The organism is Actinomadura physcomitrii (assembly GCF_008923205.2).
Taxonomy (GTDB): domain Bacteria; phylum Actinomycetota; class Actinomycetes; order Streptosporangiales; family Streptosporangiaceae; genus Spirillospora; species Spirillospora physcomitrii.
Genome location: NZ_WBMS02000004.1, coordinates 129,508 through 144,768 on the forward strand (window position 1 = coordinate 129,508; position 15,261 = coordinate 144,768).

19 protein-coding genes and 1 other RNA gene are annotated in these 15,261 nt (G+C 72.5%); 12 read left to right on the forward strand and 8 right to left on the reverse strand.

Annotated features, from left to right (window positions below; translation table 11 throughout):
- Positions 1–232 precede the first annotated feature (232 nt).
- Together F8568_RS06540 and F8568_RS06545 are read left to right on the forward strand one after the other, a co-directional pair.
- Positions 233–2,152: a chromosomal replication initiator protein DnaA gene (locus F8568_RS06540; RefSeq protein ID WP_151592446.1), complete on the forward strand. Its 1,920-nt coding sequence runs from the start codon at positions 233–235 to the stop codon at positions 2,150–2,152.
- A 124-nt stretch (positions 2,153–2,276) separates the two neighbouring features.
- Positions 2,277–4,541, forward strand: a complete 2,265-nt coding sequence (locus tag F8568_RS06545) for a SulP family inorganic anion transporter (protein WP_151592448.1) — start codon at positions 2,277–2,279, stop codon at positions 4,539–4,541.
- Positions 4,542–4,584: 43 nt separating this feature from the next.
- On the opposite strand, the gene F8568_RS46605 is transcribed toward F8568_RS06545, so the two are convergent.
- Positions 4,585–4,872 carry a hypothetical protein gene (locus tag F8568_RS46605; RefSeq protein WP_151592450.1) on the reverse strand — a complete coding sequence of 96 codons (288 nt, stop codon included), beginning with the start codon at positions 4,870–4,872 and terminating at the stop codon, positions 4,585–4,587.
- A gap of 299 nt (positions 4,873–5,171) precedes the next feature.
- Here F8568_RS46605 and F8568_RS06550 point away from each other — a divergent pair, with 299 nt between their 5' ends.
- The gene (locus F8568_RS06550) at positions 5,172–6,035 is read left to right on the forward strand and encodes a hypothetical protein (RefSeq protein WP_151592452.1); all 864 of its coding nucleotides are present in this window, start codon (positions 5,172–5,174) and stop codon (positions 6,033–6,035) included.
- A gap of 76 nt (positions 6,036–6,111) precedes the next feature.
- Here the strand turns inward: F8568_RS06550 and F8568_RS06555 are convergent, their stop codons facing one another.
- Complete coding sequence (locus F8568_RS06555) at positions 6,112–6,381, reverse strand: GntR family transcriptional regulator (RefSeq protein ID WP_151592454.1); 270 nt, start codon at positions 6,379–6,381, stop codon at positions 6,112–6,114.
- A gap of 84 nt (positions 6,382–6,465) precedes the next feature.
- On the opposite strand from F8568_RS06555, the gene F8568_RS06560 reads away from it, so the two are divergent.
- Positions 6,466–6,831 (forward strand): hypothetical protein, encoded by a 366-nt coding sequence (locus F8568_RS06560; protein WP_151592456.1) that lies wholly within the window; start codon positions 6,466–6,468, stop codon positions 6,829–6,831.
- Here F8568_RS06560 and F8568_RS06565 read toward each other — a convergent pair.
- The 6 genes from F8568_RS06565 to F8568_RS06590 form a co-directional block, all read right to left on the reverse strand.
- Positions 6,762–7,157 carry a VOC family protein gene (locus tag F8568_RS06565; RefSeq protein WP_151592458.1) on the reverse strand — a complete coding sequence of 132 codons (396 nt, stop codon included), beginning with the start codon at positions 7,155–7,157 and terminating at the stop codon, positions 6,762–6,764. The genes F8568_RS06560 and F8568_RS06565 overlap by 70 nt on opposite strands.
- 21 nt (positions 7,158–7,178) lie before the next feature.
- Positions 7,179–7,502, reverse strand: coding sequence for a cupin domain-containing protein (locus F8568_RS06570; RefSeq protein WP_151592460.1), 324 nt, complete (start codon positions 7,500–7,502; stop codon positions 7,179–7,181).
- Positions 7,503–8,031: 529 nt separating this feature from the next.
- An RNA gene (gene rnpB / locus F8568_RS06580) (RNase P RNA component class A) lies at positions 8,032–8,421 on the reverse strand.
- A gap of 30 nt (positions 8,422–8,451) precedes the next feature.
- Complete coding sequence (locus tag F8568_RS06585; protein WP_328600753.1) at positions 8,452–9,543, reverse strand: bifunctional RNase H/acid phosphatase; 1,092 nt, start codon at positions 9,541–9,543, stop codon at positions 8,452–8,454.
- Complete coding sequence (locus F8568_RS46610; protein ID WP_202124645.1) at positions 9,540–10,283, reverse strand: zinc ribbon domain-containing protein; 744 nt, start codon at positions 10,281–10,283, stop codon at positions 9,540–9,542. The genes F8568_RS06585 and F8568_RS46610 overlap by 4 nt, the downstream gene beginning before the upstream one ends.
- The gene (locus F8568_RS06590) at positions 10,280–11,101 is read right to left on the reverse strand and encodes a Nif3-like dinuclear metal center hexameric protein (protein ID WP_151592464.1); all 822 of its coding nucleotides are present in this window, start codon (positions 11,099–11,101) and stop codon (positions 10,280–10,282) included. The genes F8568_RS46610 and F8568_RS06590 overlap by 4 nt, the downstream gene beginning before the upstream one ends.
- Positions 11,102–11,211: 110 nt before the next feature.
- Here F8568_RS06590 and F8568_RS06595 point away from each other — a divergent pair, with 110 nt between their 5' ends.
- From F8568_RS06595 to F8568_RS06630, 8 genes are all read left to right on the forward strand, one after another.
- Positions 11,212–11,796, forward strand: coding sequence for a pyridoxamine 5'-phosphate oxidase family protein (locus tag F8568_RS06595; RefSeq protein WP_151592466.1), 585 nt, complete (start codon positions 11,212–11,214; stop codon positions 11,794–11,796).
- A 44-nt stretch (positions 11,797–11,840) separates the two neighbouring features.
- Entirely contained in the window at positions 11,841–12,203 is a 363-nt protein-coding gene (locus F8568_RS06600; RefSeq protein WP_151592468.1) for a DUF6191 domain-containing protein, read from the forward strand.
- A 51-nt stretch (positions 12,204–12,254) separates the two neighbouring features.
- Positions 12,255–12,653, forward strand: coding sequence for a hypothetical protein (locus F8568_RS06605; RefSeq protein ID WP_151592470.1), 399 nt, complete (start codon positions 12,255–12,257; stop codon positions 12,651–12,653).
- Positions 12,654–12,862: 209 nt separating this feature from the next.
- The gene (locus tag F8568_RS06610; RefSeq protein ID WP_151592472.1) at positions 12,863–13,153 is read left to right on the forward strand and encodes a YbaB/EbfC family nucleoid-associated protein; all 291 of its coding nucleotides are present in this window, start codon (positions 12,863–12,865) and stop codon (positions 13,151–13,153) included.
- Entirely contained in the window at positions 13,153–13,518 is a 366-nt protein-coding gene (locus F8568_RS06615) for a YbaB/EbfC family nucleoid-associated protein (protein ID WP_160573533.1), read from the forward strand. Before F8568_RS06610 ends, F8568_RS06615 begins: the two co-directional genes overlap by 1 nt.
- Positions 13,519–13,537: 19 nt before the next feature.
- Positions 13,538–14,278, forward strand: a complete 741-nt coding sequence (locus F8568_RS06620) for a WXG100 family type VII secretion target (protein WP_160573534.1) — start codon at positions 13,538–13,540, stop codon at positions 14,276–14,278.
- Entirely contained in the window at positions 14,271–14,879 is a 609-nt protein-coding gene (locus F8568_RS06625; protein ID WP_151592476.1) for a hypothetical protein, read from the forward strand. Before F8568_RS06620 ends, F8568_RS06625 begins: the two co-directional genes overlap by 8 nt.
- Before the next feature lie 16 nt (positions 14,880–14,895).
- Positions 14,896–15,252 carry a hypothetical protein gene (locus F8568_RS06630; protein ID WP_151592478.1) on the forward strand — a complete coding sequence of 119 codons (357 nt, stop codon included), beginning with the start codon at positions 14,896–14,898 and terminating at the stop codon, positions 15,250–15,252.
- Positions 15,253–15,261 lie beyond the last annotated feature (9 nt).

Genomic DNA, 15,261 nt, shown 5'->3' on the forward strand with positions numbered 1-15,261 from the left:
GTCGGCGCGGACCCCTTCGGGGGGCTGGAGCCAACAGGGGTGTGCGGGTGGCCCGAACGGGCCGGCCGGCACGCGTCGGGTGAGGGTAAATGTGCGCGAAGGGTGTGACAACGGTCATAGCGGTCGGACAGAATCGGACTAGCTCCGAGGACAACCGACCGCCGGCGACGAACGGGCCCGACCCGCGGACCGCGCCGACGACTCTCGCCGGGCCAAGGCATTGGGTGGTGGCATGACTTCTTACATCGTGGTCTTCGGCCTCATTGTGGTCGTGGTCCTGGTGGTCGTCCTCGTGGCGCTCGGGCTGCGGGCCAGCAGGGCCGGCCGCGACGACGACGACTGGATGGACGACGAGCCGCAGCAGCCCCGCGGCCGCCGTGGCGCCCCGCCGCCGCCCGACGACATGGGCGTGCAGGACGACGGCTACGGCCCCGGGTACGACCAGGGCTACGGCAGCGCCGCCCCCGACCCCGGCTTCGACCGGCGCGTCGCCGGCGGGCCGCTCGCCGCCCCGGCCCCCGCCGCTCCCCAGTCCCCGCCGCCGCCCGCTCCCGGCGGCCAGGCGTCGGACGAGATGGAGGACGACGACTACTGGGCCACCATCACCTTCGACAAGCCCAAGTTCCCCTGGCAGCACGGCCAGGAGGCGGGCGAGCCGGACCCGGCGGCCGACCCGCTGAACGGCCGGCACGCCCCCCAGCAGGCGCAGGCGACCCAGCACGTCGCGCCGCCCGAGCAGCCCGCCGTCGAGCAGCCCAACCTCACCCAGCCTGTCGCCCTCGGCGCGGACGGCACGATCCTCAACGGGCTCGGCGGCCCCTCCGGCACCGGGCCGCAGCAGGCCCCCGGCGGCGGCTTCCAGGGCTCCGCGCCCTTCGCCGCCGACCCCGGCTCCACCTCGCTCGACCCGCTCCCGGCGGACCTCGGCGCGCTCGGCGGCCCGTCCGGCACCGGGCCGCAGGGGCCCTACGGCGCCCCCGACCAGCAGGTGTACGGCGGGCAGGAGCCGCAGCCGGCGTACGGGGCGGCCGACCAGTACGACCCGTCCTACGGCGGCGGCGACCAGTTCGGCGGGCACGCCGACCAGCCGCACTACGGCGCGCAGGACCAGTCCGGCTACGGCGACCAGCCGCAGTACGGTGTCCCGGACCAGCCGCAGTACGGGGCCCCGCACGAGCCGTCCTACGGCGACTTCGGGGGCGACCCGCTCGGCTCCCGTCCGGCGGGCGGCCCGCCCGGCGGCCGTCCGGACGCCTACGACCTGCCGCTCGGCTCGTCCGCGTCGCCGCCGGCGCAGCACCAGGCGCCGGCCCCGTCCGACCCGCTGGGCCTGCCGCTCGGCCGCCCCGAGGAGCCCGCCCGCGGGTTCGGCGAGAGCACCGGCGGGCTGCCCGGCCCGGCCGAGGCGATGCCGCCCGCGCCGCCGGCTCCGGCCGCTCCCCCGGCCCCGGCCGCCCCGGCGGCGCACGGCGGCCTCGGCGGCGCCCCGTCCGGCGGATCGGGCTCCGACACCGACAACCACAAGCTGCCGACCGTGGACGAGCTGCTCCAGCGGATCCAGAGCGACCGGCAGCGCTCCGCGGGCGGGCCGTCCGGCGACTCGTACGGGGCGCTGAACGACCCGCTGAACGACCCGCTCGGCACCGGCTCGTTCGGCACCACGGGGACGGGCGCGGGCGTCGGCTCGGGCGGCGGCTCCGGCACGGGCCCGTGGCCCCCGCCGGCGTCCGGCGGCGCGACCGGCTCCGGCTCCGGCCTCGGCTCCGGCGGCGCGTTCGACGGCGGGTACGGCGCGACCGGCACGGGATCCGGCGCCGGGTACGGCCAGGGCTCGCACACCGACGGGTACCCGACCGCGCCGGCCTACGGCGAGTCGCCCCGCTACGACGACCCGCTGGGCGGGCCCCGGGAACCGTACGGCTCCGGCGGGCAGGGCGGCGGCACCGGCGCCTACGGCGACTTCAGCGGCAGCAGCTACAACGGCGGCGACCCGCTGGCCGCGCCGCACGACCCCAACGCCACCCAGGCGTACGGCTCGGGCTACCCGGGGTCGCCGCAGCAGGGCGGCTACCAGCAGGGCGGGCAGCCGAACGACGGCAACTCCTACGGGTCGCGGCAGCCGAACGACGACTGGGAGAACTACCGCCGCTGACGCGGCACCGCGCAAGGATCGGGACGAGGACCGCCGGTTTTCCGGCGGTCCTCGCTCGTTTCTCCGGCACACGGGCTGCGCCGCGTCTGGGCGCGATACCGGACATTGTGATTGGATACGGAGAGTGACTTCAAAGCCACTCAATGCATCCGCACTGCGCAGGGACGCGCTCGCGTCCTTCGTCGTGTTCCTCGTCGCGATCCCGCTGTCGCTGGGCATCGCCGTCGCCTCGGGCGCGCCGGTCGCCGCCGGGCTCGTCGCCGCCGTCGCCGGCGGCGTCGTCGCCGGGCTGGCCGGCGGGTCGCCGCTGCAGGTCAGCGGCCCGGCCGCCGGGCTGACCGTGCTGGTCGCCGACCTCATCGCCGGCTACGGCTGGCGGGCCACCTGCACGATCACCCTGCTCGCCGGGCTGCTGCAGGTCGTGCTCGGGCTGAGCCGGGTGGCACGGGTCGTGCTGGCCGTCTCGCCCGCCGTCGTGCACGGCATGCTCGCCGGCGTCGGGGCGGTGATCGTGCTCAGCCAGGTGCACGTCGTGCTGGGCGGCGGCCCGCAGGAGTCCGCCGTGGCCAACCTGCGGGAGCTGCCGGGGCAGCTGCTGCATCCGGCGCCGCACTCGGCGCTCATCGCCGCGCTGACCGTGCTGGTGCTGCTCGGCTGGTCCCGGCTGCCGCGCGGAAGCCGGCTGCGCGCGGTCCCCGGCCCGCTGCCCGCCATCGCCGTCGCCACCGCCACCACCTGGGCGTTCGGGTGGCGAGCCGACCGGGTGGACCTGCCGGAGACCCTCCTGCACGACTGGGGGCTTCCGGAGCTGCCGCACGGGTCGCCGCACGGCGTCGCGGGCGCCGTCGTCTCGCTCGCGATCGTGGCGGCCGTCGCGTCGCTGCTGTGCAGCGTGGCGGTCGACCGCGTCCGGCCCGCGGGCGTCGCGCCCACCGACCTGGACCGCGAACTGGCCGCGCAGGGCGCCGCGAACGCGGTGTCGGGGCTGCTCGGCGGCCTGCCGGTCGCGGGCGTGATCGTTCGCAGCACCGCCAACCAGGAGGCCGGCGCCCGGACCCGGATGTCCACCGTGCTGCACGGGGTGTGGGTGCTGGTGCTCGCGGTGACCTGCGGGCCCGTCATCGAACGCGTCCCGCTGTCGGCGCTGTCGGCGCTGCTGGTGGTGCTCGGCGTCCGGCTGGTGGACCCCGCGCCGCTCCGGGACCTGCGCAACTACCGGGAGGCGCCCGCCTATGCCGCCACGTTCGGCGGTGTGGTCGTCCTCGGCCTCGGCGAGGGCGTGCTGCTGGGGATCGCCGTCACGGCGGTGCTGGCGCTGCGGCGGCTGACCCGGCTCACCGTCCGGACGGAGCGGTTCATGCCCGCGCCGGGCGACGCGGACGTCCCGCCCCGCTGGCACGTGGTCGTCGAGGGGACGCTGACGTTCCTCGGGGTGCCGAAGGTGACGCGCGCGCTGCGGTCCGTCCCGGCGGGGGCGGGCGTGGACCTCGACCTCAACGTCGACTTCATGGATCATGCCGCCTTCGACGCCGTCCACCAGTGGCGGCTGGCGCACGAGCGCCAGGGAGGCAGGGTCGACATCGACGAGGTTCACGAGGGTTGGTATGAAAGGGGGGTGACAGGTGATTTGTCTTCGCCGCGTAAGTCGTCCCCTCCAGCCCGCTGGTGGGCCCCTTGGGCGAATCGGCAGCGGCGCTCCGCGAGCGCCGCCGGGGCCTCGACCCCGACCTCCGTCCTGCTCAACGGCGTCCGCGAGTACCACGACAGCACCGCCGGGCTGGTCCGGCCGATCATGGCCGAGCTGGCGATGGAGCAGAAGCCGGAGCTGCTGTTCATCACCTGCGTCGACTCGCGCGTCGTGCCCAACATCATCACCGCCAGCGGTCCCGGCGACCTGTTCATCAACCGGAACGTCGGCAACTTCGTCCCGCCGCACGACACGGCCGTCCCGGACGACTCGGTCATGGCGACGGTGGAGTACGCGACCAACGTGCTGGACATCCGCACCATCGCGGTCTGCGGGCACTCCAACTGCGGCGCGATGGCCGCGGTCATGGGGGGCTCCGCCGAGGTCGCGCACCTGCCGGGGCTGGCCCGCTGGCTCGAGCTCGGCGCGCCGACCCTGGAACGCTTCCACGCCGAGCCGGACCAGGGCGACGACCCGCTGGCCCGGCTCAGCCAGGTCAACGTGATCCAGCAGCTCGACAACCTGCTCACCTACCCCTGGCTCCGCGAGCGCGCCGAGGCCGGCGAGCTGGAGCTCGTGGGGCTCTACTTCGACCTGAAGTCCGCCACGGTCAAGGTCCTGGACGCCGAGGGGGAGTTCGCCACGATCCCGAACCACGTCCCCGACTCGGCCTACCGGAACCCCGGCGAGCGCCGCCCCTGACGCGGAAGGGTCTCCGGGGCACGGCCCCGGAGACCCCTCTCCCTCACCGTCCGACCAGCTGCTCCCCGTGCATGCGGCCGCCGTCCGGTGCCCCGCCGTCGTCGATCATGGGGCGGATGTTGCGCGGGGATCCGCGGTGGTACAGGGCACCCTCCTGGCGAGGGTCGCGCACGTACATTCCGGTCACCCGCCGCGCCGCGCGCGCACCGCGGCCCGCCGGGGGCGTGAACAGCATGTCGCTGCGGCTGGCCCGCGCGAAGACCGCGAGGTAGATCAGGGCCCCCAGCGCCCCGGTGAGCACAAGGGCCACGAACACGATGATGATGGACATCAGCGCTCCTTTCCACGGGGCGGCCACCGCGCCCCGCCGCTTCCCGCCGACCCGGCGATCAGCTCTACAGATGACGGTATGCGCGCTCTTTCAGGCCGTTTGTGTCGTGTGACCCGAAGCCACCGAGATCCATCCCACTCGACTCGCCTGCGAAGTTCTCTGTAAATCTGCGGTCTCCCGCCTCTTCACCCGCCACCCATGACCACGCCGTTCGACCTCCGGGCGAACCGCCGTTGACCTGGGCTTTCGGCAACACCTGCGCGGTTTCGGCCGAGGCGCCCCCGGGGAGCCCGGCAATTATGAACAAAACCACCATTTCGACCGCAGCGGGCGCCGTCGTCCTGACGGCGGGCGCCCTGCTCCCCATCGGCACCGTCCACGCGGACACGGCCCCGGAGCCCGGCGCCCCGGCCACCACCGACCCGGGCGGCGGCAACCCCGGCGACCCGGGCGGCGGCGGAACCGACGACCCGGGCGGCGAGACCCCGGGCGGCGGTGGCACCGACGCCCCGGACACGGGAGCCCCCGGCACCGAAAGCCCCACCGACACAGGCAGCCCCACCGACACAGGCAGTCCCACCGACACAGGCAGCCCCACCGACACAGGCAGCCCCACGACCCCGGGCAGCGGGAGCCCGACCTCCCCGGGCACCACGGCGCCGGCCCCGGGCGGCACGGCGCCCGGCCCGGGTGGCGCACCTGCCAACCCCAAGGCCACGACCGTCACCGTCACGGAGCGGGAGTACTCGCTGAAACTCTCCCAGACCACCTTCAAGGCGGGCCCGTACACCTTCGTCGCCAAGAACTCCGGCACCATGCAGCACGCCCTGGCAATCTCCGGTCCGGGCATCACCAACGCGAAGGTGACCCCGGGGATCTCGCCCGGTAAGCAGGCCACACTGAGCCTCCGCCTGCAGCCGGGCACGTACCAGCTCTGGTGCCCGATCGACAACCACCGCGCGCTCGGCATGGAGACCAAGATCACCGTGCCCGGCTCCGGCGGCGTCGTCCCGCCGGGCGGCTCGCCAAGCAGCCCGTCCCAGGCACCCACGGGCAGCCCCACGGGCAGTCCGCCCGCGAGCCCACCGGCAAGCCCGCCGGAGAGCCCGACCGGCGCCCCCACGGGCACCCCGACCGGCTCCGGCGCCCCCGGCGGCTACTGAGACCGCCCGGCGTTCACTTGTGGCGTGTCGTGCTTATCCGACCGTCCAAAAGCACGACACGCCACAACTCAACGCCTCACTCCGCGACGGTCCCCGGGGGAGGGCCGTCCGGGCCCATGACGTAACTGCCGCGCTGCGGGACGGTGTAGATCAACCCCTGCTCGCGGAGGTACTTCACGGCGCGGCGGACGGTCGTTCGAGCGACGCCCTCGAACTCCTGCATGAGCGTCTTCTCGCTCGGGATCGGCCGATCGGGCGCCAGCGCACCGGACGCGATCTGGTCGGCGACCCATGCGGCGATCTGCCGGTACGGCGGCAGCGGCGACTCATGATCGATCTCAGCCATGGGCGAACGGTATCCGTCTGCAAACGTCTCTCCCTCTAGCGCTACGTATCGACACGTAGCGCTACGGAGCGATACGCTTTCGCCATGCACACTCCCCTGGCACGGGCGCAGGCGGGGCTCGGCGCGCTGCTGCACCGTCTCGATCTCTACGACCTGGACGTCCGCCTCAAGATCGACGGCCTCCTGGTCTCCGCTCCCTTCGCGGACGGGTGCTGCGACGGCAACCCGGAACCGTCCGACACCATCACCTGCCGTCCCCGCCCGGACGACGGCGACCGCTTCTGGTTCGCGCACTCATGGGGTGAATGGATCGCCGAGGTCGATCAGGTGGCCGACGCGGCCCTGCTCATCGCCACCCGGCTCCGCGCCCGCGGGGCCGATCACTCGGCCGGGCCGAGCAGGTCCCAACGGTTGCCCGAGACGTCCAGGAACACGGCGACCCGGCCGTAGGGCTCGGCGCGGGGGCCGGTGACGAATTCGACGCCGGCGGCCGACATGCGCGCGTAGGCGGCGTCGAAGTCGTCCACGCGCAGGAAGAACCCCACGCGTCCGGCGACCTGGTCCCCGACGGACGCGGCCTGGCGATCGCCGTCCGCGCGGGCGAGGAGGATCCCCGTCTCGGCACCCGGCGGCCGGACGACGACCCACCGCTTGGGACGGCCGTCGTTGGTGCGCGAGGGCGAGTCCTCGACCAGATCGAACCCGAGGGCCTCGGTGAAGTACCGGATGGCCCGGTCGTAGTCGTCCACAACGATGGTGATCAGCTCGAGCCGCATCCTCGGGAGCCTAGAACGCGCCTAACCCTCCGGATAGAAGAGGAACAGGGTGCAGCCCGTGGTCGTCTGCGGGACGTGCGACGAACCCGCCGGGGCGTGGATGAACGACCCCGCCGGATAGTCGCGCTCACCATCGTTGAAGACGCCCGACACCACGAAGACCTCCTCGGGCCCGGGCTCGTGGACGTCCACGCCCTCCCAGCCCGTGTTCGCGTCCATCTCCAGCACGAACGCCTTCGCGCCCCCGTCCCCGCGCCACAGCGGCCGCAGCCGTATCCCGGGGAACACCTCGCGCACCGGAGCGTCCTGGACGGTAGACCACACATAACCCGGTTCTGTCGTCATGGCACCACCCTGGCCGCACACCACGATCCCGCCGAGTGTCTGGATAGACGTCATGCGGTACTTTCGCGCCATGCACCGTGTGGTCGCCCTCGTCCGTCCGCCGCAGTCGACCTTCGAGCTCGGCTGCGCGGCACAGGTCTTCGGGATCGAGCGTGCGGGGCTGCCGACCGTGTACGCCTTCTCCGTCTGCACCGAGCGCCCCGGCCCCGTCGCCACCCTCGCCGGCTACGACATGCTCGTCACCGACGACCTGCGCGCCCTCGACGAAGCGGAGACCGTGATCGTCCCCGGCTGGCTGCCCACCTCGGAGCCGCCCTCGCCCGCCGTCGTCGGAGCCCTCCGCCGCGCGCACTCGCGCGGCGCAGGACCTTCTGGAATCCACCGCCCTCCCCCTCGACGCGATCGCCCGCCGCGTCGGCCTCTCCTCCGCCACCAACCTCCGCCGCCGCTTCCTCAACGCCCTGGCCACCACCCCAGGCGCCTACCGCCGCGCCTTCCAAACCCCCGCGCCGGTCACCGAAAAGGAGGGCGGACGAGTCGGCCTGTAAGCCGGGTTCTGTGCCCGCCCCGGGGGGCGGGTGACGGCCATCCATCTCGGACCGCCGTTGCCGGCGGCCTCCAGCGGTCTACCCGCAGGCTCGGGCGGGCCGCCCTCAGGCACCTGCGCGGGGCCTCTTGCGGGGCCCCTTCTTGACCTTGCTCCGGGTGGGGTTTACCGAGCCGCCCACGTCACCGTGGGCGCTGGTGAGCTCTTACCTCACCGTTTCACCCTTACCACCGGCGAACCGGTGGCGGTCTGCTTTCTGTGGCACTGTCCCGCGGGTCACCCCGGGTCGGCGTTACCGACCACCCTGCCCTGTGGAGCCCGGACTTTCCTCGACGGGGATCGGGTCCCCGACGCGGCCGTCCGGCCGGCTCGTCCGCCGTACACAGAACTCTAGCGGGTCGGTCAGTGTTCCAGGTGATGGGCGTCGTTGAAGGAGCGCAGGCTCGCCGGGCCGTCGGCGTACCAGTCGATCGTGGTGAGGGACGCGACGTCCAAGTGCATCCGGTACAGCGCCTTCATCGGGGCCCCGAGGGCGTCCTTGACCAGCAGCTTGATCGGCGTGACGTGCGAGACGACCAGGACCGTCCGCTGCCGCTCGCGGACTTTCAGCTTGTCCAGGGCGGTGCGGACGCGGCGGGACACCTGCGCGAAGCTCTCCCCGCCGGGCGGCGCGGCCTCCGGGTCGGCGAGCCACGCCTTCATCTCGGCGGGCCAGCCCTTGCCGGCCTCGGCGAAGGTGAGGCCCTCCCAGTCGCCGAAGGCGGTCTCGCGGAAGCCGTCCTCGACGCGGACGTCCAGGCCCGTGACGGCGGCGACCTCGGCGGCGGTGTCGCGGCAGCGCGCCAGCGGCGAGGCGACGATCGCCTCGAGACCCCGGTCCTTGAGGGCGAGGGCGGCGGCGCGGGCCTGGGCGAGGCCGGTCGTGGTCAGCGGGACGTCGTTCGTCCCGGCGAAGCGCTTCTCGGCGGAGAGGGGGGTCTCGCCGTGGCGGAGGAGGACCGTCCGCGTGGGGGTCGAGGAGACGGGCGGCGGGCCCGGCGCCTCCTCGCGCGGGGGCTCCTCGGTCGTGCGCGACCACTGCTCGCCGCGGGCGGCGGCGTCCATCGCCTCGTTGGCGAGCCGGTCGGCGTGCGCGTTGCGGTTGCGCGGGATCCACCCGTACGACACCGAGCCGAGGCCCTCGGCGACCTCCCGGGCCCGCAGGGCGAGCGGGATCATGTCCGGGTGCTTGATCTTCCAGCGGCCGGACATCTGCTCCACGACGAGCTTGGAGTCCATCCGCACCTCGACCCGCGCGGACGGGTCGATCCCGGCGGCGGCCGTCAGCCCGGCGATCAGGCCCCGGTACTCGGCGACGTTGTTGGTGGCCATCCCGATCGACTCGGCGACCTCCGCCAGCACCTCGCCGGTCAGCGCGTCGCGGACGAGGGCCCCGTACCCCGCCGGGCCCGGGTTGCCCCGGGACCCGCCGTCCGCCTCGACGATCAGCTTCACAGGCCCGACTCGGGGGTGCGGACGAGGATGCGCCGGCACTCCTCGCAGCGGATCACCTCGTCCTCGGCCGCGGCCCGGATCCGGTTCAGGTCGACGGTGTTGAGCGCCAGGTGGCAGCCCTGGCAGGCGCCGCGGAACAGCTTCGCCGCGCCGACCCCGCCGAACTGGCCGCGCAGCTTCTCGTAGAGGCCGAGCAGGTCGTCCGGGACGTCCTTGGCGACCGCGGTGCGGGCGGCGCCGGTCGTGCCGTTCTCCTCGTCGATCTCCTTCAGCGCGGCGTCGCGGCGCGCGACGACCGCGGCGAGCTCCTCCTGCGCCGCGGCCTGGTCGGCGCGCAGCGCGGCGACGCGGCCGTCGGCCTCCTCGATCCGCTCCATGATCTCCAGCACGACCTCCTCGAGGTCGGACTGGCGGCGGTGCAGCGACTCGATCTCCGCCTGCAGGCCGCTGAGGTCCCTGGCGGAGGTGACCTGCCCGGAGTCCAGGCGCTTCTGGTCCCGCTCGGCGCGGCTGCGGACCTGGTCGACGTCCTGCTCGGCCTTCTTCTGCTCCCGCGCCAGGTCGCCGGCGTCGGTCTCGGCCGCCACGATCGCGTCGCGCAGCTCGGCGAGCCGGCCCTCCAGCCGCTCGATCTCGGCCAGTTCCGGCAGCGTCCGGCGGCGGTGCGAGAGGCGGTCCAGCGAGCTGTCCAGGTCCTGCAGGTCGATCAGGCGAAGCTGGGCTTGCGGTGCGGCTTTCACTGTTCTCCTTCTGCGTGAAGGCTCCACGCGTCGGTGACGATCGTGGACACCCGTGTCTCCAACTTGCCCGCTTCGGGTACGGCGGCGGTCAGGCGGCGCGCCGCGTCGGCCAGCCAGGGCCACTCCGTCGCCCAGTGCGCGGCGTCCACCAGCGCCGGGCCGCCGTGCTCGGCGAACTCCGACGCGGGATGGTGCCGCAGGTCGGCGGTGAGGTACACGTCGACGCCCGCCGCGCGGACGGTGTCGAGGAGGGAGTCGCCTGCGCCGCCGCAGACCGCGACGGTCCGGACGGCACGGTCCGGGTCGCCCGCGGCCCGCAGCCCCCAGGTGGTGGACGGCAGCCCCACCGCGGCCCGCCGGGCGAACTCCCGCAGCGTGACCGGTCCGTCCAGCTCCCCGATCCGGCCGAGACCGCGGCGCGGGTCGTCGGCGGCGGGGACGATCGGACGCAGCTCGCCGGTGAGCCCGACGGCCCGCGCGAGCGCGTCCGAGACCCCCGGACCGGCGACGTCGGCGTTGGTGTGCGCGGTGTGCAGCGCGACCCCGTTCGCGATCATCCGGTGGATCAGCCGGCCCTTCGGGGTCGTCGCGGCCACCGAGTGCACCCCGCGCAGCAGCAGCGGATGGTGGCACACCACCAGGTCGGCGCCCCACTCCAGCGCCTCGTCGACCACCGCGGCGACCGGGTCGACCGCCAGCAGCACCCGCCCGACCTCCTGGTCGGGGTCGCCGCAGACCAGGCCGACCGCGTCCCAGGACTCCGCCCACGACGGCGGGTAGAGCTCGTCGAGAGCCGCGATGACATGGGATAGGCGCACGTCCCGCAGGCTACCGCGCCGAGCCGCTCCCAACGAGCCACCGAGCGTCACCGGGAGGCTCCGCGGTCTGAAACGATGGGCCGGGGAACGTCCGCAGAAGGGAGAGCGCCATGTCGGCTTCCGGGTTCGCCTCGGCACCGGAGCCCGCGTCCGGATTCGCCCTGGCATCGGAGCCCCGCCCCGGGTTCGCTCCGGCGCCGGAGCCCGCCGCAGACCGTCCGCACATGCCCGGTTACGGGATCCGCGGACCCGCCGAGGGAAGCGGCCTGCTCCCCTGGTCGTGGGCCGTGGAGCGGCTCCGCGCCGCCCGCAACTTCTGGCTGTGCACCGTCCGGCCGGACGGCCGCCCGCACGCGATGCCGGTGTGGGGCGCCTGGTCCGGTGAGGCGCTGCTGTTCAGCAGCAGCGTCCCGTCCCGCAAGATGGTCAACCTGCGGGCGAACCCGCAGGTCGTCGTGGCCACCGAGGAGGCCGAGGACCCGGTCGTCCTGGAGGGCCGCGCGGAGGTCCTCACCGAGCCGCGGGAGCTGCAGCGCTTCATCGACCTGGTCAACTCCAAGTACGCGACCCGCTATCGTGTCGACTTCCTGGACCCGGAGGTGAACGCGACCGTCGCGGTGCGGCCACAGAAGGCGTTCGGGCTGCGTCAGGGAGATTTCACCGGTTCTCCCACCCGGTGGACGTTCGAAGGCTGAACGCCGCCGGGATCAATCTGGAGCCGTATGGCGTTGGAGTATGCGTGAAGTCACCGTTTCGCCGCCGCAAGCGCGTCAAGGGGCGCCCGATGGGCAACCGCCCCGAACAGGCCGGGCACGAGCCCGTCGACTGGCCCACCGAGGGCACCGGCCGGTCGACGCTGATGGGCGCCATCCGCGGCGACGGCGAGACCGGCGCCGGCTTCGGCGGCGGCATGTTCGAGGACCTCGCCTCGGCGTTCGAGGGCTCCAAGAAGGTCAAGCAGGAGGAGCAGCAGCGGCAGAAGGTGCTGCGCCAGGACGACCACGAGCAGGCCGGGGACGGCTCGGCCCGCGACGACCTGGACTCCGGCAAGATCCGGATCCGCCGCAACGGCCCGGTCACCCCGCCGCCCGCGACCGACTGAATGTCCGGTTCGGGTCGAACATAGGTTCGAATCTCGGGTTATCGTGGACGCGTGAGCACCTACGTTCCGCCCGGCTGGCCCTCGCAGGTGCACCCACCGGGCACCGACCGCTTCGAGGACACGGCTCTGAGCTGGCTGCTGGAGCTCGTCCCGCCGGAGTACCGGCGCTACGGCGTCCTGCGCCGGTACCCGATCGCGCTCGCCCGGATGGCGCGCCACCACGTCAACGCGTCCGTCGAGGCCGCCCGCGAGGGCTTCCGCTCCGCCCGCGTCGACCTCGCGACCCTCGTCCCGCCGCACGGCGTCGAGGCCGTCCTCGAGGCCTACCGCCGCGAGGGCGCCCGCCTCGTCTCGCTCCTCCAGGCCATCGAGCTGGTCGAGACCGCCCTGCGCGCCCAGGCCGAACCCGACGACCCGGCCCACCGCCGCCCCTTCACCCCCAAACTCTGACCCACCCGCGCCCGGCACGCGATCGCACCCTGCCACCGCGAACCCGGCCACGCCGAAGCGGCGCGGCCACGCAGCGCTTCACACCCGCCCCGTCACCAAATGGGCATAACGCATAAACAGAATGGCGTCGGTGAGCGCCTTTGCGCCATCCTGACTTACCACTACACTCTGCTGACAACATCTCGTTCCCCCAACTACGAGACGAGTCAATGCCCGCACCCCCTGAACTGCAGGAACTGCACGCCGAGCTGTCTCGGGCACGGTTGACGGCCGTGAAAGCCAACGGCCTGGTCACGGCAGAGATCGACGGCAACGGCCGGCTCCTTGACTTGAGCATCGACACGACCCGCCTGGACGCGGCGCGGCTCCGCCTCATCGAGGCGGGCATCGTGGAGGCCGTCAACGAGGCCGAAGACCGCTCTGCCGCCCTGGAGAGCCGCTTGTACGCCCGAGCCTTCGGCGCCCAGGAACCGGGTCCGCCTTCGGGAGAGCGGTCCTGATGCCGCCTCCCGATGCCAGAGCGCGGGCCCGCGCCGATCAGAACCTGGCCCGGCTCGCCGAAGCGGAACGGCGAATGCTGGAGACCGAGCGGGCCGTGAGCGACCACGTCGAACAGCTGTCCGAACTGAGCGACCAGCAGCGCTATGTACGGATCACTCATAAGATCCGGCCGGGTCTCGGCACTATCGAAGTGGACGGCGACGGCCGCCTCCTGCATGTGTCACTCCTGCACAGCGAGCTGGTCACCTCGGATAGGAGTCTGCTGGGCCGCCGCATTCTCGAGGCGCTTGCAGCCGCCCGCGCCGAAGCGAGCGCCCAATACAAGAAGGAAGCGGCCCGCATCGCCCGCCGCAACCGCGTCTGACGGAAAGAGGCCGGCCTCCATGACCGCACCCAGACCACGCCCCAGGCCCGGCCGTCGCGGCGGCGGCTCGACAGGCGACTCCCGCCCGGGCGCGAGCGGCACGGGAAACGACGCCGAGGAGCCCCAAGGCGGCCCGACCGCGGCGACCATGCTGATCGACATCGCCGCTTCGGTCATGCTCGCCACCGAAGTGGCGAAGGCGTACCGGACCCTCCAGAAGATGAAGCCGAATCCCAATGCGGTGCGAGCGGCGGCCAGGAAATGGTATGAGGCGTCGGCGGCCTATCACTCTTCCTTCGATCCGCTCAAGATCACGAGTATCGAGCTCGGCGGCTACTGGAAGGGGCCGGCGTACGAGGCTTTCGACAAATACATGGAAAAAATCGTGCTCGACGCCGCGACCAACATCTCTGACACCTTAACCGCGATCGGTGACACGTTGATCGACCTGCACAATCAAATCGTCGATCAGTACAACGACGGCATGAGATCCTATCAGGAGACCCTAACCAAGGCCATCGATTACCACCTTGACCTGAAGACGATGGAGGGCGACGCACGGGATTCCGCATGGGGGGCGTTGCACAGCCTCCTGAAAATGTGGATCGACGGCATCTACGTCAAGAAGCAGGCGATCTACGGCATCACCCAGAGAGGCGCCAGCGCGATGGAATCCCTCAATGGAAAGATTCTGCAGCTGGATCCTCCCGCAAAGGCCCCGGCCATCGTCGCGGACAAGGGGAGGTGGACGTATGGATGAGCGGGACGGCGCGCGCCGCGCCGAGCTCGGCAGGTCTTCGCGTGCCGCGCTGCCCTCAGCCCTCGCCTTGTCGCTGCTCTTGGTCACAGGCTGCTCGGGGGAAAAGGGCCCGGATCATTACACACCCCCCATGTTCGACACCGGAGCCAGGCTCCCCGACCCGTGCCGCGTGGTCGGCGGCAAGACGCTCGGCCGGCTCGTCGGGCCATCCACGATGGTCCGAGAGAAGAACGGCAAGGAGGATGCGGAGTGCCGCTGGGAGTCCAGCGATCCCTCACCCAACGGCGAGCAGCCAAGCGGGCTGCTTCAGGTCGCTGCCTTCACGCAGGCGAAGCAGGTGAAGAGCGCTGAGCTGTACGGCGACGCGAAGATCGCCTACAAGGCCGCTCAGCGGGAGAAGACCTGCACACCGCTCAGGACATCCGCCGACGAGGCATGCTGGCAGTACGACGATCTGGGGCTGCACCTCGCGATACGCAAGGGATACACGACTATTACGGTCCACTATGGCGCGGCACATTCTCCGGCTCTGGGCGAGCACAAGAGGGAGCAGACGGCCACCGAACTGGCCGCCGAAGTGCTGACAAACCTTTCCGCGTGATCAGCAAGGAGGACCGATGGGCGGCTACAGCCTCCAGGGGAAGAAGTACCTCATCGAGGCCGGGGACAAGATCAACGAGGCGGTGAACCTCTGGATCGACGCCTCCGTCGACGTCAATGACGCCTGGCTGGCGAGCGGCGCTCTGAGCAAGTACGGAAGGGCGGCGGAGAGGCGTTACAAGGAGCTCCAGCAGGAGGCGCTGCGGAGGTTGCAGGCGTCGCAGAATTCGTTGATCGAGACTCGGGAGACGATGTACCAGGTCGCCGGGGTCTACTCGGCCGCCGAGGAGGAGGCGGCGCGGAAGGCGGCGGAGAAGGCGCGGGAGGCGGGGTTGCGGCATCGGCCTGAGCTGGACGATCCGCGGTACGGGTGACGGGGCCGC